General features: G+C 32.5%; 18 protein-coding genes. 15 read left to right on the top strand and 3 right to left on the bottom strand.

Annotated features, from left to right (window positions below; translation table 11 throughout):
• Window positions 1–15: 15 nt before the first annotated feature.
• Window positions 16–492: a lipocalin family protein gene (locus HNP99_RS07620; protein ID WP_173852782.1), complete on the bottom strand. Its 477-nt coding sequence runs from the start codon at window positions 490–492 to the stop codon at window positions 16–18.
• 180 nt (window positions 493–672) lie between these two features.
• On the opposite strand from HNP99_RS07620, the gene htpG reads away from it, so the two are divergent.
• The 8 genes from htpG to HNP99_RS07580 all read left to right on the top strand — a co-directional run bounded on the left by htpG (window position 673) and on the right by HNP99_RS07580 (window position 11105).
• Window positions 673–2562, top strand: coding sequence for a molecular chaperone HtpG (gene htpG / locus HNP99_RS07615; protein WP_173852781.1), 1890 nt, complete (start codon window positions 673–675; stop codon window positions 2560–2562).
• 368 nt (window positions 2563–2930) lie between these two features.
• Complete coding sequence (locus HNP99_RS07610; protein WP_173852780.1) at window positions 2931–3545, top strand: AbiV family abortive infection protein; 615 nt, start codon at window positions 2931–2933, stop codon at window positions 3543–3545.
• A 406-nt stretch (window positions 3546–3951) separates the two neighbouring features.
• Window positions 3952–4602, top strand: a complete 651-nt coding sequence (locus tag HNP99_RS07605; RefSeq protein WP_173852779.1) for a peroxiredoxin-like family protein — start codon at window positions 3952–3954, stop codon at window positions 4600–4602.
• Window positions 4603–4910: 308 nt separating this feature from the next.
• Window positions 4911–5504 (top strand): hypothetical protein, encoded by a 594-nt coding sequence (locus tag HNP99_RS07600; protein ID WP_173852778.1) that lies wholly within the window; start codon window positions 4911–4913, stop codon window positions 5502–5504.
• 638 nt (window positions 5505–6142) lie between these two features.
• Window positions 6143–6820 (top strand): hypothetical protein, encoded by a 678-nt coding sequence (locus tag HNP99_RS07595; protein WP_173852777.1) that lies wholly within the window; start codon window positions 6143–6145, stop codon window positions 6818–6820.
• Window positions 6821–7108: 288 nt separating this feature from the next.
• Entirely contained in the window at window positions 7109–7729 is a 621-nt protein-coding gene (locus HNP99_RS07590; protein WP_173852776.1) for a hypothetical protein, read from the top strand.
• A gap of 126 nt (window positions 7730–7855) precedes the next feature.
• On the top strand, window positions 7856–8395 hold the full coding sequence (locus HNP99_RS07585; RefSeq protein WP_173852775.1) for a hypothetical protein: 540 nt from the start codon (window positions 7856–7858) through the stop codon (window positions 8393–8395).
• Window positions 8396–8459: 64 nt separating this feature from the next.
• Window positions 8460–11105 carry a toxin-antitoxin system YwqK family antitoxin gene (locus tag HNP99_RS07580; RefSeq protein WP_173852774.1) on the top strand — a complete coding sequence of 882 codons (2646 nt, stop codon included), beginning with the start codon at window positions 8460–8462 and terminating at the stop codon, window positions 11103–11105.
• Window positions 11106–11167: 62 nt separating this feature from the next.
• Here HNP99_RS07580 and HNP99_RS07575 read toward each other — a convergent pair whose 3' ends face one another.
• On the bottom strand, window positions 11168–11491 hold the full coding sequence (locus HNP99_RS07575) for a winged helix-turn-helix transcriptional regulator (RefSeq protein ID WP_173852773.1): 324 nt from the start codon (window positions 11489–11491) through the stop codon (window positions 11168–11170).
• A 112-nt stretch (window positions 11492–11603) separates the two neighbouring features.
• On the opposite strand from HNP99_RS07575, the gene HNP99_RS07570 reads away from it, so the two are divergent.
• Together HNP99_RS07570 and HNP99_RS07565 are read left to right on the top strand one after the other, a co-directional pair.
• Window positions 11604–12116: a VOC family protein gene (locus HNP99_RS07570; RefSeq protein ID WP_173852772.1), complete on the top strand. Its 513-nt coding sequence runs from the start codon at window positions 11604–11606 to the stop codon at window positions 12114–12116.
• A gap of 91 nt (window positions 12117–12207) precedes the next feature.
• Window positions 12208–12597, top strand: coding sequence for a DUF2721 domain-containing protein (locus HNP99_RS07565; protein WP_173852771.1), 390 nt, complete (start codon window positions 12208–12210; stop codon window positions 12595–12597).
• Between the two features lie 97 nt (window positions 12598–12694).
• Here HNP99_RS07565 and HNP99_RS07560 read toward each other — a convergent pair whose 3' ends face one another.
• Window positions 12695–14809: an outer membrane beta-barrel family protein gene (locus HNP99_RS07560; protein ID WP_173852770.1), complete on the bottom strand. Its 2115-nt coding sequence runs from the start codon at window positions 14807–14809 to the stop codon at window positions 12695–12697.
• Between the two features lie 262 nt (window positions 14810–15071).
• Between HNP99_RS07560 and HNP99_RS07555 the strand changes: the two genes are divergently transcribed.
• From HNP99_RS07555 to HNP99_RS07535, 5 genes are all read left to right on the top strand, one after another.
• Window positions 15072–15872 carry a hypothetical protein gene (locus HNP99_RS07555; RefSeq protein ID WP_173852769.1) on the top strand — a complete coding sequence of 267 codons (801 nt, stop codon included), beginning with the start codon at window positions 15072–15074 and terminating at the stop codon, window positions 15870–15872.
• A 15-nt stretch (window positions 15873–15887) separates the two neighbouring features.
• A complete protein-coding gene (locus HNP99_RS07550) occupies window positions 15888–17297 on the top strand; it encodes a DUF1800 domain-containing protein (protein ID WP_173852768.1) in 1410 nt (469 codons plus the stop codon).
• A gap of 24 nt (window positions 17298–17321) precedes the next feature.
• Entirely contained in the window at window positions 17322–18488 is a 1167-nt protein-coding gene (locus HNP99_RS07545; protein ID WP_173852767.1) for a DUF1501 domain-containing protein, read from the top strand.
• A gap of 67 nt (window positions 18489–18555) precedes the next feature.
• Window positions 18556–19476, top strand: a complete 921-nt coding sequence (locus HNP99_RS07540; RefSeq protein ID WP_173852766.1) for an EamA family transporter — start codon at window positions 18556–18558, stop codon at window positions 19474–19476.
• A 56-nt stretch (window positions 19477–19532) separates the two neighbouring features.
• Window positions 19533–19886: a DoxX family protein gene (locus HNP99_RS07535; protein ID WP_173852765.1), complete on the top strand. Its 354-nt coding sequence runs from the start codon at window positions 19533–19535 to the stop codon at window positions 19884–19886.
• The last annotated feature ends 49 nt before the right edge of the window (window positions 19887–19935 follow it).

Below are 19935 nucleotides of genomic sequence, written 5' to 3'. Positions count from 1 at the left end.
AGATTATTTAGTTTATTAGTTTGATTTTTGAAATTGGTAAATAACATCCGTTAATTTTCCACCCACGTTGATTTTGTCAACCAATTGAAAAGAAGTTTCCGTTTGGTTCGCCACTGTTAAGATATAACCATCTCTAACTTTTTTAGCCTTTTCACCAGCATCTAAAATTTTAAGAATGAATTGCCCGTCCTTATTAATGTACCATGTGATTGGAGAATTAAAAGCAGGACAGTCATAACTAGTTAAAGCCATTTCTCCTTTATTGTTATTCGAAATAAACTTCCAAGTACTACCTACAAAACATTTTGAATCGGCAATCTGGAATGAATTTACTTTTATTACTTCTGATCCTGGATAATTTACAGCGGTAATTGTCCACTCCCCTTTTACTGCTACTTGAGACCCTTTATTTAACTGTGTATTGGCAACTGATGCAGGCTTGCATGAGAAAAGCATTACTGCTATTGCTGCTAAGAAAATTAGTTTTTTCATTTTGGTTTTCGTTTTAATATTTAACTGATGCAAAGATACAATCCATTATGAATTGTACAGTAGTAATATTCTAGAAATTTGTTGTAAAATTAACATTTACGCCAATTTGTCACATTATAAGTAAATGGTATCTTATTTGAAAGAATTGTACGAGATTGTAAAACCCTAATAAATTTAAATATGACAACAGGAAAAATTAATGTATCGGTAGAAAACATCTTCCCATTAATCAAAAAGTTCCTTTATAGCGATCACGAAATATTTTTACGTGAATTGATTTCGAATGGGACAGATGCAACTTTAAAATTAAAACACCTAACCAATATTGGCGAAGCTACAGTAGAATATGGCAACCCAATGATTGAGGTAAAAATAGATAAAGAAGGCAAAAAACTACATATTATAGATCAAGGAATTGGTATGACTGCTGAAGAAGTGGAAAAATACATCAATCAACTTGCTTTTTCTGGTGCCGAAGAGTTTTTAGAAAAATATAAGGATACCGCTAAGGATTCTGGTATTATTGGTCATTTTGGTCTTGGTTTCTACTCGGCTTTTATGGTAGCTTCAAAAGTGGAGATTATCACTAAGTCATATAAAGACGAGCCAGCTGCACACTGGATTTGTGATGGTAGCCCAGAGTTCTCTCTTGAACCAGCTGACAAAACAACACGTGGTACCGAGATTATCTTGCACATCGCTGAAGATTCATTAGAATTTCTTGAAGAGTCAAAAATCAAGGAACTTTTAAATAAGTACAACAAGTTCATGCCTATTCCAATTAAATTTGGAACAAAAACAGAAACGTTACCTAAAGCCGATGACGCTCCAGAAGACGCTGTTGCTGAAACGGTAGAAGTTGATAATATCATCAACAACCCTAACCCAGCTTGGACAAAACAACCTACTGATTTAAATGACGAAGACTATAAAACGTTCTACCATGAATTGTATCCTATGCAATTTGAAGAGCCTTTATTTCACATTCACTTAAATGTAGATTACCCATTCAACCTTACTGGTATTTTGTACTTCCCTAAATTAAGCGGGGACTTACAAATCCAAAAAGATAAAATTCAGTTGTACCAAAACCAAGTTTACGTTACAGATAACGTAGAAGGAATTGTGCCTGAATTCTTGATGATGCTACGTGGAGTAGTAGACTCGCCAGATATTCCTTTAAATGTTTCGCGTTCAGGATTGCAAGCAGATGGTGCGGTAAAGAAAATTTCGAACTATATCACACGTAAAGTAGCTGATAAATTGAAATCTTTGTTTACTGAAAACCGTGCTGACTTTGAAGCAAAATGGAATGACATTAAAATCGTTCTTGAATACGGAATGCTATCTGAAGATAAATTCTATGAAAAAGCTGGTGCCTTTGTTCTTTACCCAACGGTAGACAATAAATACTTCACACTTGAAGAATTAAAAGAGAACTTAAAAGACAAGCAAACTAATAAAGATGGTAAGCTAGTTGTTTTATACGCTGGAAATAAAGAAGCGCAACACTCTTACATCGAGACAGCGCAAGAAAAAGGATACGAAGTATTGTTACTTGACTCTCCTATTATCTCACACTTGATTCAAAAAATCGAAGGAGATAACAGCGATATCACTTTTGTACGTGTAGATTCTGACCATATTGATAACTTAATCAAGAAAGACGAAACTACAATTTCGAAATTATCAGAAGAAGAGCAAACAGGCTTAAAAACAGTTTTAGAAACAATCGTTCCAAAACAAACCTATACAGTACAACTAGAAGCTATGGACAGCCAAGCAGCTCCTTTTATCATCACGCAACCAGAATTCATGCGTAGAATGAAAGAGATGAGCCAGTCAGGTGGTGGTGGCGGAATGTTCGGGATGGGTAATATGCCAGAGATGTACAATCTAGTGGTAAATACCAACTCGCCATTAGCGTCTACAATTTTAAACACAACAGACAAACCAAGCCAAGAGCACTTAGTAAAACAAGCGCTAGACTTAGCTAAATTATCTCAAAACCTACTTAAAGGAGAAGCATTAACTGCTTTTGTGAAACGTAGTTTTGAAATGATCAAATAATACCAGCATCATGCTATACTAAAAGCTGTCCTTCATTGGGCAGCTTTTTTTTTGGAGCAGAAAGAATGATTTTCACAAGAAGCTCCCTCCCGCTATTCGTTACAATCTTTACTTTTGGCTAGCGCCACAGCAAAGGATTTCCACTGCTATCGGGGCTATTTTTGAACGTCTTGCATTTCAAATTTCGATTATAATACAAGGAATTACAACATCATTTTTATACCTTTAACATTGGAATTATTTAAATAACTCTATACCTATCTTACTGTATCAGCAATCTAGGAAGCAGTTCGATTTTTAAATGAAATTATGTTTAAATTGCTTTTTATAATAGAGCATAAAAATATTTATTTTTAAAATAGTATATCATGGAAAATCCATCTATGTTGATAAACGATTCAACATTAATTTCATCAGAAAATCTTATCGGTTTCAAGGGGAAAGTTGAATTTGAAAAAATCTTAAATCATTTGCGAAATTTAATTTTAAGTTCAAAAAAACTTCTAGATTCTGAGTTCTTCACTCAATCTCTATTTTTAAGTATTACAGCTTTAGAAGAAATTGCCAAAATTGAAGTTTGTGTATACAGAGGTTTTCAAAATCGTGAATTAATTAAAAAGGCTAAGGATCCTCTATTTAGTCATAAATCAAAGCATTTTATAGCAGCGGATCCAATTATTCTAATTGGTAACAGACTACAGAATAGTATTGGAGAGGAAAGGATCAAAGAAATATTAATTAACCTCCAATCTGGTAAATTCGTTGAAATACGTGAAAATTGTCTCTACTTTCAAAGAAATCAACATTCACTCAAAGTACCAGATGATGTGATTGATATTAAATTAGCTTTCGAAATACTACTGGTTGTAATAGAAATGACAGGTGATAAATTTTGGGGTTTATCTAAGAATGCTTCTACTATTTCAGACGAGTTATATGAAATCTATCCTGATATTGAAAATCAAATGAAATTAAAAACTTAGTATAGGACTTTTAATAAATCATGTAAGTCAATAACAAAAAGGTAATTATTGCAAATTTAAAACCTTTAAACACATGACTCAAAACTAACTTTCGCAGCTAACCGATCAAGAATTAATAATCGAGGTAAATAACCAATAGTTTATTCATTGGTTTCTTGGTTGGTGTTATTTGTTATAGTATTTTCAAAAATAGCTGGGGATTTTTTACTTTGATTCCATTATTTTTTATTTATAAATTGGTAACCAATGCCAAAAAAGACAAATGGTTTGAAGAAGAAATGAAAGCTCGAAATTTGAAGGTCAAGTAAATAGTCTCCCATTTCAAACAAACATTCTTAGTTGGTTACAATCTAGTGTAGCATATAGGAGAAGCAACCAAATAACTCCAAAATAAAATAATAGGAGCATGAAAACATTAAAAGAACAAACCGACGCAAAAATTGAAGCAGGACGCCAAGCCAATCCTGATTTTATGAAAGGAGTCGATATCGAAATTGCCAAAGCAAAAGAATTTGAGCAAGGAGCCAACGCTTTAAAAGTAGGAGATGTAGCAGTAAACTTTGAACTACCTAATCAACAAGGAAATCTAATCTCACTAAGCGATTTGTTAGGAAAAGGGCCTGTTGTTGTTACTTTTTACCGTGGCGATTGGTGTCCGTATTGTAATTTACAGCTTCGAGCATTGCAAGCACGATTGGACGAAATTCATACCTTGGGTGCGACACTTGTTGCTATAAGTCCGCAAGTTCCTGATGGTTCTTTGACCAAATCTGAAATTAGCGAAATGAACTTTACTGTTTTATCCGATCAAAATGCAACAGTAGCTTCACAATATGGCGTAGCTTGGGAAGTTCCAGAGTTTTTGCTCGAGCACATGCGTAAGGATAGAAACTTAGACTTGCAACAAATCAATAACGGAAACGGAACGGTTCTCCCTATTCCAGCCACTTTCATCATAAACAAAGATGGCATCGTAGTTTGGAACTATGTCAATGTCGATTATAGAACCCGCTCTGAACCGGAAGAAATTATTGAAGCGTTAAAAAAAATTACTTAATTTTTCTATAATAAGCTCAGTAGTGTGTTTGAATATAATTGTTGATTTTCAACTATAAAATCCATTTCAAAAGACTTGTTCAAAAATCACAAAATTTACTGACCTAATATATTATTTCTATAATAATGTATTTCTCCTAATTAAAAGTATTTATATCAAAATTTGAATAAACTGCAACAATTATAAATAAATGTCTTCAAAATTATTCTATTCTCCAACAAATTTAATTGTAGTTTTGAAGTTCATGGGTCAAGTATAAAAGAGTATTATTACTTGTTTAATTAACTTGGCTATAAAATTTCAAACACATGTGGTGGCATTATCTATTAGTTTTTTTTGGCGCGTTATTATTTGACATAGTTCCTTTTCCGTTTGCTCCAGCTTTTACAATAATGGTATTTTTTCAAATTCTTTTTGAGTTGGATGTTTGGATAGTTATTATTGTTGGAGTTATTGGATCCGTATTAGGTAGGTACATTCTTCTACTATATGCACCATTAATGGCCGATAAATATTTAAAAGCATCTAAAAATGAAGACATTAAATTCCTTGGCGATAAAATGGATCAAAATAAATGGAAAGGAATTTTAGTCGTACTTGCTTATTCTTTACTACCTCTACCAACCACACCACTTTTTTTAGGTGCGGGAATTTCTAAAATAAAACCGATCTATATCATTGGTCCTTTTTTAGTAGGGAAATTCACTAGCGATGCTATCGCTTTACATTTAGGGAAGTTTGCATCAGAAAACCAACAGAATATCATTGATAATATTTTTTCTTGGCAATCTATTGCTAGCTTTATTTTAGGATTTGTAATGCTCTTTTGTCTGTTTTTCATCAATTGGCGTACCTTACTTCGTACTAAAAAATTAGCTTTTGATTTTAAAATCCTAAATTAAATTTTTATCTGCTTTTAAAAGAAAAGGCTCAGTCGTTTTCCTGATATAATTATCCTTAAAATCATTGAAAGCGTATTATTACTTGGAAAATAAATACAGTCTAAAGTAAAAAAAATAATATTTTTACATCTTAATTGTTAGAAAAATTTTACTAAAGAAGTCTAAAAAACAAAACAACTTTCATACTAATTTCTAAAACGTGATAAATTATAACTTCCCACAATATTATTATTTAAAAGCACATTGAACATATAGTAAAAATAATAAACAGAAAAGACCACCTAAATTGATTAAACATAACGACAACAGAAATGATCAAAAAAAAAGAGCTCATGCATTTGTTTTTAAGAATAGTATTACTCGTACTATTAATTCCAATAGCCTCAATTATTGGGTTATCAACATTAGATAAAAACAGACGATGTGGAACTGGAGATGGTTTAGCTGTATTCTTTTACATTTTTATCTTATATTGTATTTGGGTATTGGGATTATTGTATGAAGCTTACTTTTTAAATAAAAAAAAGGAAAATAGAAAAAGAAACCTCAATTTTATTATGGCTTTCACTATTCCAACATTGTTTTTTCTGCTTTACTTATATTTTCAAATAATAGAATTATTTAATTAGAATAACACTATGAAAATTACTTTTGTCCTTTTTACATTATTACTGATCTCTTGTTCTTCAAAAGAAAAAAAGGATAAAGTGGACAAACAGTGGAATATTTTGACTGAGAAAACAATGCCTACTAAAGCTAAATTGAGTTTTGAAGAGACACAAGATTCTTTAAGAAAGCAACTTTTAAAGTCAAAATCAAACAAAAATCTAAAATCCAGTCTCTTACAAGAATTATATATTAGAGACCTGGTAAATCAAGTTGATAATAAAATCCTATTTGATCTAAATTTCAATCTTCACGGCTTTGATTGTGGCGCGCCTGACTGTTACTCAACCAACATCTCATTTGAAATTGCAGCTAAAGAGCCAATTGAATTTCCTGATAAAATTAATTTTGAATTATTAGAACAAGGATGCGGAATTGAAAATAAAAATCTTACTAATGGACTGTTTGAACTTGTTGAAGTAAGCACAAAATATGTGAATTATTATTCTAAAAAACAACAGAGCAATTTGGTTATTCTGGGCGAGGAAAAAAAGCTTTATTATTTTCCAAATACAGAGCCCAATGCAATAAAAGTAAAACTGTTAGATCAACTATTTGAACAGTACGATGATGAAGATCCTAATGCAATTGTTCCATATCAATCAACAATAATGACCACAAACGAATACGAGAACTTTTTAGTAAAGTAATCAATCAATTTTGTTTCTTTGAATTAGCTGCGATAATATTTAATTGTTGTGTAACAATAAACTATACCGATTTGAATAAGTACACTTGAGATCTTTGATTTATTTTTCTTACTTTATTTTATTTTTGTCGTTATTTACAACAAACTTGGTTTATAATACCCAGACTGTTGTAAATCGGTACAATTATCTGTTCGAGCGGAGTCGAAAACCACTATTGCATCTTAGCTGTGCTACATCTAACAAAAATTAAGTTGGACTTTGTTGTACCAGTTTGATAAAATCAAAATCATGAAAAACCGCTATCTATACCCTATATTCTTTTGTGTTTTATTACAAACAAGTACCGCTGCGCAAAACAAGACAAATCATTTTAGCGAACTGATAAGAGACGTTACAGGCGACTTAAATAATGACGGTTTCCCAGATAGCGTCATTGTTATGATGGACATTATTAATGAGACGAGACCATTAAGACTACAACTCTTTTTATCACAACCAGATGGAAAACGGAAGTTAATAGTGACATCTAACCAAATAATTGAAGCTATGTATCCTATAGAAAAAAATGGCGCCTACAACGGATATCAAATCCCTGATTTTTTTATTGAAAACGGAATTTTATCAATGTGGTCAGAGATAGAAAAGGGCAACATCAGTTATGAGTTTAAATACCAAAGAGGAAATTTTGAATTAATTAAACTGCATAAAATCACGCACAATTCAACAATAGTCATAGATGAAAACACTGTTTTTACCGAAACTAATTTCAACCTCATCACGGGGCTTAGAACTGAAGTAGATCAATTATTAGGTTCTGACAAAATAGTAAACAAAAGGACAAAAACAGTACTTATTAGACCCTTGCCAAAAATACAGAATTTCAAATTTACTGATAAGTACTTGTATTAGCAAACTCAATAGCTAGTTGAGAGTCGTAATTTAATTGTATTTTTGATAATCAATAAGCAACTTTTTGCAAGATAAAAAGCTGTCTTACGTGTTGACCTTTCGACTTTAATTATATCAAATTATACTATGCCAAATTTTATAAAACTCGTACAACTCACACTATTTATAATTCTTTCGATAACGTGTAATGCTCAAGAAAAAAAAGACTCTAATTACTTTTTCGACCCCGTCAATGAGGAGTACCATGTAGTATTAAATAAAAAAATTCTACAAATACAGTCCGTTCAAAATGAATACCCTGCAGTTGCTATCAATATGACTAGCAACAAGTTTGTCAAAGTGCTTCCTAATATTATTTCTAAAGGAGATACCTCTGAAAGAGAAATTAGAAAATTAGATGCTGATTTATTTATTGAACCACGAGATCCAGAAATCGCAATTTTTCCTGGAAAACAAACCAAATTAAAAATAGTTGATCAAAAATGGAATTATTACAATCTCAAAAACGCTCAAGACATCATTTTTGATGAAGATAGTTTAAGAAAAATAAAATCAGGAGTTATTTTTCTACTAAAAATGGAAACTAGTATAATATTCAAGATCAAAATCGAACATTTCAGTAGTGAAAATGAGGAGATGACACTAATTTATAAACTATTAAAATAAATAATATTAAATCCTTTTTTTTAATCAGAATAATTCAACTCTCAAAACGAGAAAAAATCCGCAAATGCAAGTACATCAATTTTTAAAAATAAAATTCGTTTTAATTTTTAGTTTCTTCACTATTAGTGCTCAATCGCAAGAAAAAGATACCCTTTATTTTGATGCCGATTGGAAACCGTCAAACAAAGAAAATCATGCTTTTTATAGACCGATGCCTCTAAAGCAGATTGGCGAGCTAGTATTGATAGAAGATTTTTACAAAAATGGAAATAGACAAATGCAGGGTTATGTCCTGAAAGATAATCAGGAAAACTATGTTGGTGATATTTATTACTACAATGAAAACGGAACAGATGCTAGTTCTTCTCAATATTACAATACCACTCAAAATCAGGAACTCACTTACTATTATCCTGATGGGAAACTTTGGAAAAAAATACATTATAAAGATGATGTAAAAGACGGCAATACCCTCATTTATAAAAAAGACGAAACTATTTTAATGACGAGTACTTACGAAAAAGGACAGCCAATTTCTGGAGATTTTATAACAGTTAAAAATGTTGATGATTATTACGGTGATTCTCTCGCAGAAGAAATTGAGAATGAAAAATTAGCAGCTACAGTAGCTCCAGCAAGAATTGTAGTAGACACCGATTATAAAGACGAAGAAGTTGAGAACGCAACCCATAATGAAGAAGAATATTCCCCATCCATAATAACAGAAGCCGAAGAAGTAAAAGAAGCGGAACTGGTTGAAGGTATGGAAGAAGTTGAAGAAGAAGAAGATATTGCTATCCTATTTGAAAAAAAATACTGGCTGGATTCAAATCTATTAGCACAAGTAAAAGGATATAAGCGAACTGCATATGGTTACAAAGAACTTGAACTTATTTCTCAAAAAAATTATGACAAATCAGGTAAATTATTGCAAGATTTAAAAAAAGGAAGCCTCAATTATGGTAATCAAGTTACAAACGGAATTGACTATGAGTATTACACTCAGAATGAGTTTATAACTGGAATTAAAACTACTACTCCATACGTAAACGAACAGATATCAGGCAAAGTTATTTCGTACTTCCCAAATGACAAAACGAGTACTATAACTAATTATAATGAAGGTTACAAGAATGGTGAAACCTTAGAGTACAGTCAACTTGGAGTACTCCTTAAAAAATTAGTTTACAAAGATAATGAACCCTTTGATGGTCATTTTAGCATTCCATTTGATCGTGATATTACTATAGAATCAACTTATAAAAATGGTTTGCAAGAGGGTGAAGCGATTGCTAAAACCGATTCTGGAGCTGTAGTTGCAAAAGGAATTTATAAAAACGGAAAACCATTTCAAGGCACTTTCTTTATTAAAGACTATGAAAGCTACAGAGATGATAAATATGAGATTATCAATGTAGTAAATTTCGAAAAAGAAGGCAAACAAACAACTTATGACTTTGACTATTTGCAACCTGTGGAAACTTACACCTTAAAAAATGGTAAGAAAAATGGAGAAAGCGTATTTTATAAAGACGAAAAAGTAGTCTCTACAATCATCTATAAAGACAACAAACCTTATGAAGGGGTACTAACAGAAAAAAACGAGATCTCAACATATAAAAACGGAACTATGACACAACTAGTGACATCTAAAAGTTTTCAAAATGAGGATCAAAAAATAACAAGTCAATTTGAAAATAATTTACCAACTATAGCTACTTACAAAAATCAATTTATAATTACCGAAGATCCACGAGAAGAATATATAGGGATATATAAAAACGGACTTCCATTTGATGGTTACTTTTATGATAATGAAAGTGAATTTAAGAGAGTAAACCTCTATAAAAATGGCGCTTTGATATACCAATATTCCAATGACTATTTAAAAAACATGGAGCGTTATGTGCTTCCTGAATATGATATAAAGTCAACTTATAAGGATGGTAAAATCGTTGACGGTTTAGAGTATATTCTAATGGATAAAAGTTTAATCATTAAAAAATGGAATAAAGGTATTCTACAAACGATAGATTGGGATTTATTTGCAGTTAATTATTTTAATAGAATTCATTTTGCGTTAATCAAAGACCGAATTGAAATTACTGAATATCAATCTAAAGGTAAAATTATGATCTCTAAAAAGGACAACGAACTGCTAAGTGAGCTATTCTTGAAAGATAAAATTATTGCATCAAAAACTAGTCGTTCGGTAGCAGTAAATGACTCTCTACCTAAAAATGGAAATAGAATATATGTTATTCAAGATAACTCCTTAAAAGTTTATGACCAAATTAATAACGAAATCGAGAACAACAGAGCCAATCGTTACAACTCACAAGACATAGATTTATTAGATAAATTTTATTTTAACGCAAACTTTAATGCAAACTCTGTCAAAGGTTGTTTCTTAGAAATTAGTAAAAACTTCACTTCTAATGAAACTCAACCTTCGCCACTAAAGTTATTAGGGATGTCAGATGATAGCCCCATGGAATTAGGTCTACAAACAGATAAAAATAACAAGGTAGCTAGGGGAATTCAAATCACACAAAACGTTGACAAGACATATAACTTACAATCATTTTATGATTTAAAGTCTATTCAAAAGTTGAAGAACGTTCCATTTTCAAAAATCGAAAGTGAAGTAGAAAAATTATATCAAACTTTACAAAAAGTCATGAATGACAAATTTAATTCTAGTAAATAAACAATTCATAAACACAAATAGCTCACATCATATAGTTGCTTCATCTATCAACGGTTTAGCAACTATTTTTTTTTCTCATCATCTACTCCCCATTGATCTAAGCTTCTTAAAATAGCTTCTAGTGATTGGCCTCTTTCCGTAAGTGCATATTCTACTTTTGGTGGAACGACCGGGAAAACTTTTCTAGATAGGAGTCCGTCCTTTTCTAATTCACGCACGGTTTCTGTAAACATTTTATTCGAAATTCCTTTTACTTCCCCTTGCAAAACACCGGAACGTAATGCACCATTTAATAAATGAAATAGCACTAACGGTTTCCACTTAGTACCTATTAAGTTCATTGTGTAATGAAGCGGACAGCTATTATTTTCGATTATTTTACTCATATAAGTTATTGTAAATTAGCAAATTACTCCTTTAAGTAACTATGCTACTTTTGTGTAAGTTATTGTGGCTCTTGCAAATGTAATGTAATTTTGTACTCTAAAACAATACATTATGACAACAGATAACACTTATCCAAAATCTTTTTCACATATTGGAATCACTGTTCCTGATATTAAAAAAGCCGTTCAATTCTACTCTGAAGTAATGGGCTGGTACGTAATCATGGAACCTTCGACAGTAACTAAAGAGAAGGAAACTGCTATTGGCCAAATGTGCATTGATGTTTTTGGTGAGGATTGGGAAACTTTCGAAATTGCACATCTATCGACTTCTGACGGAACTGGAGTTGAGTTATTTTCGTTCCCAAATGGCGTAAAAGAAGCCGTTCCATTTAATCCGTTTCAAACCGGTCTTTTCCACTTTTGCATTCAAGATCCAAATATCGAAGCATTAGTTGAAAAAATTGTCGCTAACGGTGGTAAACAAAGAATGCCTATTCGCTCCTACTATCCCAATGATAAACCGTACCAAATGTGTTATGTCGAAGACCCATTTGGGATTGTATTTGAAGTATACACCCACAGTTACGAATTAACCTATTCTTCTGGCGCTTACGCAAAATAAAAACCTAAAGAGCTGTTCTATAATTGTTAAAGAAACTATTTATAATAATTGATAGAAAAAACTATCTTTGATTGTAACCAAAAAATAGTTTATGACATTACATATTGAAACTCCTGCCCTACTGTTCTCTGCAACCTCATTAATTCTATTAGCATATACTAATCGATTCTTGACAATTGCAACAATAGTGCGGGGATTAAAAAAAACCTATGATGAGAAAGAAAACAAAAGTATTCTTATCGAAATAGCCAACCTCAACTTGCGACTCACCTTGATTCGCTACATGCAACTTTTTGGAGTAGCAAGCTTATTTTTATCAGTGTTTACCATGTTGGTTTTGTTTTTTGACTTTCAAATTGTCGGGCTCTATTTTTTTGGTTTTAGTCTCTTTAGTTTGCTCGTTTCTCTGGCATTATCCTTCTGGGAAATCAGTATCTCTGTAAAAGCCTTACGAGTACATTTAAGCGATTTGATTTCGTAACAACAATTGAGACAAATCATCTCAAACCATTTTAATAAAAAAAAGAGCTGTGAAATAATTTTACAGCTCTTTTCTATTTGTCGTTCTACTAAGAAGCTTAGTTTACAAGGCCGCTTTCTTCTTTTTTCTCATTGTTTAGCAAACTTGGTGTTTCTTTAGCTAATTTATTTTTTGTTGGAATCTTGTAATTCAAACTAAAACCAAATTTCCTTGTGTCCATCTTATTATTGATTAGCAATGGTGTTTCATAAGAATTAAAGGCGTTACTATTTGAATTCAAAACATCATCAGCATAAATAGAAAGTGTCAATTGCTCTTTTAAAAACTTTTTTGAAAAACTTAAGTCCAATGCGTTTCTAAACGGCTTCACCGCAATAAAATAAAAATAGTTCCCTTTTGGGATAATATAATTGTAATTAGCCACAAACTTTATTTTTTTAGGCAACACAATTTGCGACATGAAGTTGAACATCCAAAATCCTTTAGTATCTACCTCAGGAATTTGGTGGTATTGGTATCCTGAATACACATATAAAAAATTCATGGTATCAGGATTCACGTTCATTTTCATGGTTTCGGCTAGCCCTTTGGTAAACAACATATAAGGAATTGGCATTCCAACACTAAAGTTATGGATCTTAATTTCTGGTAAATTCTCGTTAGTATTGACCACTAAATTATTTTCTAGACCTACTCTATTAATCACTTGATTTTTAGCCGAACTAATATTATAGCTCACAAAAGCATAATCAAAAGCACTCAATTTTACTTCGTAATTATTATAAATCGTTGGTTGCAAGTTAGGGTTACCTGAGTAATCAATATTTGGATTCTGGTAATTGGTATTATTTGGGTTCAAAGATGACGTACTTGGAAGCGTGATTTTTTTATTGTAATTCACATTAAAATAAATCATTTTATTAAAGTTGTACTGTGCACTGGCATTAGGAAAAAATCTAAATTGCTTGAAAGCCGTTAATTCAGCCACATCTGTCTTACCCGTAATATTGTAATCTTCGGCTCGACCGCCAAGAATAAAATTTAATTTATTAAACTTAGATTGCAACTCAACATAAGAGGCCGCCGTTGTACGTTTGTAATCTAAATTAGTAACGCCTTTACTGGCTGCATCAAAAAGCAACTCTTCATACAAAGCACCAACACTTATTTTTCCTTCATCTGAGAATTTAAGTGGTTGCGAATAATCTCCTTTGATATTGTATAAATTCTGGTTGGATGAATTGGCTAATGTAGCTGTCGAAGTACCAACAGGATTTAATTCAAAATCGTTAGTATTGTTGTTGTAATTAAATTTGAACTCTAATTTTTTGGCTGTATCATCAAATTTTTTCTGGTAGGTTACTACGGCATCTTGGCGTAAGCCTGTACTTACTGAAGCATCGTTAGAGGTAAAACCGGGTCCGTTTCCAAACGTATAACTGTCATTGTTGTTTTGAGTTAAATCATAATTTAGTAACAAACGGTCTTTCCCAAGATCAAATGTCAATGCCGACTTGATAAAATTATTTCTCCCCACTCGATCCGCTTCTGTTTTTGAAAGTAAGCTGTTCAATCCATTTTCTTGTTTCTCTAAACTGTTCCAAATAGCACTTTCTCTATAATTTTGACCTAAATTTAACTGCCATCCAAAGTATTTATTTTTAGCATTCAATAAAATACTATTATTTAACCTCCAGCGTACGTCATCATAATTAGTAAAGCTCGTACTATTAGTATAGGTTGCACTCAGATAATTTTTAGCATTTTTATTAGTAATGATATTCAATATCGCTCCACCAGAAGTTGCTGGAAATTCGGCTCCAGGTTGGGTAATGATTTCAATTTTTTCAATTGCATTTGCAGGCATTCCTTCTAGAAAAGCATTTAGTTCATTAGATGAGATATTAAGCGGTCGCCCGTCCATAAACACATCTAACTGTTTCCCTTGGTACATCATTCCCGCAATGTCAGAGGCGATTAATCCCGGTAACTTTTTTATTCCTTCTAGAACTGATCCCGTATTTAAACTAGGTTGATCCGCAAAATTAAAAATAGTACGGTCAGCTTTTTGTTCTATTGCTTTCTTGGTTTTTATAATAGCAACCTCTTCTAATTCGGTTGATTTTTCTACCGATTTCTCAGGGGTAATTTGTGCCGAAAGTGTGTAAAAACTTCCCAAACTAAACAGGGCAATCAAATATGTTTTCTTCATGGTTATTTTTGTAAGACATACCATAAGTCAACTTTATGGAGTATATGTTACAAGAATGCATAAAATAGTCGTTTAAAAAAACTTTACTCAGCTAATAGATTTAAATACAAATACATAAAACACAAATAAAAATGCATTTTTCAGCTTACAAAAAACTAAAAAGGAATTCTTACATTAAATAAAAAGTTAAAAATAGTAGTTTTAACTTTTTTGCAATAAACCTTTTAATGTTTTAAAAGTCTTACAACTAAAATTAATTATCATGAAAAAAATAACCACCGCCCTTTTAATTATTCTAGGAGTTACAATTGGGTACTCACAAGAAAATGATTTACCAGAAAATACTGGTGATAATTTTAGTTTAGAAGGCGCACTTGCCTTATTTAAAAAATCAAGTTCTATAGCCGAATTTGAAAAACTGATCAATGAAGAAAACAATAATGTCAACAACCTCGATCTTAATAATGATGGCAACGTAGATTATATTACGGTAGACGACATTAAGGATAACGACACACACGTTATTGTTTTGAGTACGTATTTAGACCAAAATGAAAAGCAAGATATTGCTACGATTGGCATCGAAAAAACGGGCAACGAGCAAGCTATATTGCAAATAGAAGGCGATACTGATTTGTATGCCGAAAACACCATTATAGAACCATTTGAAACAGAAAGCAGCATGAATCAAGTTCAACACGGTCCTGCAATAGCAGCAATTAACACTAACAGAGTAAGTGTAAATGTATGGTTCTGGCCTAGTGTGCGGTTTATTTATGCGCCTAGATATGTTGCTTGGACATCGCCACACCACTGGGGATTTTATCCTAAATACTGGAGTACTTGGCATCCTTACCGCCATACTATTTTTTATGCTAAGGCTGCTCCTCACCGTTCCTATTTTCACCGAGTGGCATCCCGTCGCGTAATTGTGGCCCGAAATGTGTACTTACCTAAAAGACGCCATTCTACAATTGTGATTCATAATAATCGAAAAACAGTTGTGATAAAAGAAAGTAAAAAAGCTAAAACAAGCAAAGTTTATAAACATAAAAGACGTTAGTCTAAATACATTATTATGAAAAATAACACACTGTGGTCTTTGCGATTGGGTTTTTCTAATAAAGAAAACGACCAAATTGCGCAAAAAGGAATGACTGCTTTTCTAGAGGATTCTTTTACTATTCCTTTTGACAATACTATCCCTGATTTTTTAAGTCAGGGTCCAAGAACAGCAGCACAATTAAAGGCACAACGGTTAATGTTTAAAAACGCTACTGCAGAAGAAAAAAAGGAAGCCCGACAAAAAGAAAATCAAATTTCAGAGGCAATGAAACAGTGGTGGGTAGACCGAATGATTAACTCCCAATATCCTTTGCAGGAAAAAATGACCTTGCTATTGCACAACCATTTTGTGGCTACCTATCAAAAAGTAAAAGTGAATTATTGGGTATTTCAACACAACCAGATTTTGCGTAAAAATGCCTTTGGAAACTTTAAAACTTTAACTAAAGCCATTTTAAAAAGCAATGCTATGGTGCGTTATCTAGACAATACTGATAATAAAAAAGGAAAAATAAACGAAAACTTAAGTAGAGAATTACTGGAGCTTTTTACACTTGGTATAGGAAATTATACTGAAGAGGATATTAAAAATGGCGCTAAAGGATTGGCTGGGTTAACTCTTGGCGACGACGGGGCGGTTTATAAAAAACCATTTGAAGACAACTCTGTTATTACTTATTTCGGAAAAACTGGTGTATTCAAATCAGATGAGTTAGTTGATATTATTTTCGAACAAAAAAATATTCCGTATCGCATGACCCGCAAAATACTCGAATGGTTTATCTATGATGATCCAAAAGAGGAATTGGTGCGCTATTACGGTGATTATTTTAGAGAAGTCGATTTTGAATTTCAACCGTTGTTATTAAAAATTTTTACAGAAGAATTTGATAAAAACACCGCAGGTTCTAAGATTAAAAATCCAATAGAATACAGTTTGCAACTGCTTGATGAACTGCAAGTCAAAAATGTAAAAAGCAATGTAATTGTCAATTTTATAAAACAACAAAGCATGGATTTATTCAACCAACCTAATGTAAAAGGTTGGGAAGGAGGAAAATCATGGTTGACAACTCAAATTTATTTACAACGCGCCACGGTTGCTGATGCCTATTGTCAAGGAAAAATATTCAATAAACAAAAGGTCGAACAAGACATGCAGGGAAAAATGGAGGAGAATAGGGAGCGAAAAAACAACAAGCAAAAAGAAAAATCGGTTGCTTTAAATTGGCAAAAAGCTAAAAACAAAGCCATCATAACAGAACTCACAGACCGTTTGTTATTTGGCGTAAGCCCAGAGTCACAAACGGATTACGAAACGGTTATAAAATATGATTTTGATCCCAATAGCCCTAATGCTGATCAAGTTGTCTTGCGTTTATTTAACACCATTATTAAGGAACCTGAGTTTCAATTAATCTAATTACAGCGTTTAATTCCATATATTATGAACAGAAGAAATTTTTTATCCTTAACAGGTACTTTTACAGGTGGATCGCTGCTATTACCCGATTTTTTATTCTCTTTTAGTAAGCAGCAAAACCTAATTATAGGCGAGCAATGTGTCGTTTTTATTCAATTAAACGGTGGTAATGACGGTCTAAATACTTTCATACCCTACTTGGATCCTTTGTATTATGAAATGCGTCCTAAAATTGCGCTTTCTAAAGACGAAGTGATTGCTGGAAATAAGGAAATGGCTTTTCATCCTTCACTAAAAGGCTTTGCGCAAATGCAACAAAATGGTGATTTATCAGTGATTCAAAACGTGGGCTATCCCGAGCCCAATCGTTCGCATTTTAGAAGTCAGGAAATTTGGCAAACCGCATCTAACGCTGATCAATATATAAATGAAGGTTGGCTAGGACGTTATTTAGATTTGCAATGCGCCACTCACACCCCTACTGCAGGAATTAATATTGACAACATTGACAACCTATCGTTAAAAGGAGAAGTCCCTAATGCGATTACGATTAAAGATCCTGAGAAATTCAAAATAAAAAATGGTAAGGAAGAGAACAACCAACTATCAGATAATTCCGAACTAGATTTTGTTCGAAAAATAGCCAATTCTGCTGTAGAAGGATCGGAGCAAATCCAGAAAGCTTTGGCGCAAGCAAGCCCAGAAAATGCATATCCCAAATCTGGATTAGGAAAAAACCTTGCTTGGATAGGCCGATTAATAAAAGGAAACTTGAATTCGAAAGTATATTATACTTCCTTAAATGGCTTTGACACGCATGACAATCAATTAACGCTTCATAAAAACAAACTCACTGAGTTAAATGATGCACTATTTAGCTTTTATAGCGATATGAAAAATGCTAAGCTACTTCAAAATGTGACCATCGTGGTTTTTTCAGAATTTGGCAGAAGAGTCCACGACAACGGGAATGGAACAGACCATGGAACAGCGGCCCCTATGTTTATTATTGGCGGAAGCAATAAAGGGAATGTTATTGGGAATAACCCTAATTTATCTGATTTACAACAAGGTGATTTAAAGCATCAAGTCGATTTTAGAAGTGTGTATGCAACTCTTTTAAAGGACAAACTCAATTTTGATCCAACAAAAATTGGGATTAAAACCCCACTAGTAACCGACTTATTTTAAAAATAATCCCACTGTTAAAGTAAGCTTAGAGATGAAAGTGTATCTTTGCCCCTCTAAAAAAATAACAATGTCGAATAATACAGTTTTAAAGGGAGTTTTTCTAGTGGGTCTAGGCGCTACAAGTTATGGTATGCTAGCCACTTTTGTGAAGCTTGCTTATGGTGATATAGGAATCACCGGAAATCCATATACCACTGCAGAGGTTACCTCATCTCAGTTTATCTTAGGAATCATAGGGATTCTTTTGATTAATTTATTTCAAAAAAGTAAAAATAAGAATACAGTAAAAAAGGCGAGTTCGCGTAATATTTTCCAGTTAATGTTAGCCGGAACTTCATTAGGGATGACTAGTGTTTTCTATTATTTAGCTGTGCGTTACATTCCTGTATCAATAGGAATCGTTTTATTGATGCAAACCGTTTGGATGGGAGTTATTCTCGAAATGATATTAGAGAAAAAACTACCTTCTAAGCAAAAAGTGATTTCAGTATTCATTGTTTTGATTGGTACTGTACTTGCTACAAATCTTTTGAAAAACGAAGTTCAATTAGACTGGCACGGACTTATGTGGGGAATGTTTGCAGCAGCATCATTTACAACAACCATGTTTACGGCAAATCGTGTAGCCACAGAAATTTCTTCGGCACAACGTAGTCTATACATGTTATTAGGTGGAGCGGTAATCGTTTTTGGTTTTTCAATTGCGACACAAACTACACCCTTTAATTATGATATTTTTTACAAATGGGGAATTATAATGGCTTTGTTTGGAACGATCATCCCACCTTTGTTGATGACTGCAGGATTTCCTTTGACGGGAATTGGCTTAGGTAGTATTGTCTCTGCACTAGAATTACCTATTTCAGTTATGATGGCTTTTGTGTTATTAGGCGAAGAAGTTATTGCAACACAGTGGATGGGTATTGCATTAATCATCATTGCCATAGTAATTATGAATGTTAATTTTAAACGTAAACAAATATTGTAATCTTAGTTGATGCGAAAAAAGAGTACTTTAGGTCTTCTTATTAAATACAGAACAATATGACTTTTCCTTGGCTTTTATATTTGATGGCTTTTATTTACACATTAGCTGGAATAAATCATTTTAGAAACCCTAGAATGTACCAAAAGATAATACCTGATTATTTCGGTAATCCTAAATTACTAAATGTAATAAGCGGAATTGCCGAAATCATTTTGGGAATCGCATTACTAATTCCTGTCTTGTCAAATTATGCCGCTTGGGGAATTATTGCTTTATTAATTGCTGTTTTTCCTACACATATTTATATGTATCAAAATCCAAAAGCACGTATGGGATTACCTACATGGATATTATTGCTTCGCATGCCTTTACAACTAGTACTAATTTACTGGGCTTACTTATATACTTAATAAAAAACACTAAAGCACTTGTTTCACTAGTTGTCACAAGTGTTTTTTA

The sequence above is a fragment of the Flavobacterium gelidicaeli genome, from assembly GCF_013294005.1.
Taxonomy (GTDB): domain Bacteria; phylum Bacteroidota; class Bacteroidia; order Flavobacteriales; family Flavobacteriaceae; genus Flavobacterium.
The sequence above is the reverse complement of the archived record's forward strand: the minus strand, read 5'-3'. Positions and strand labels throughout refer to the sequence as shown.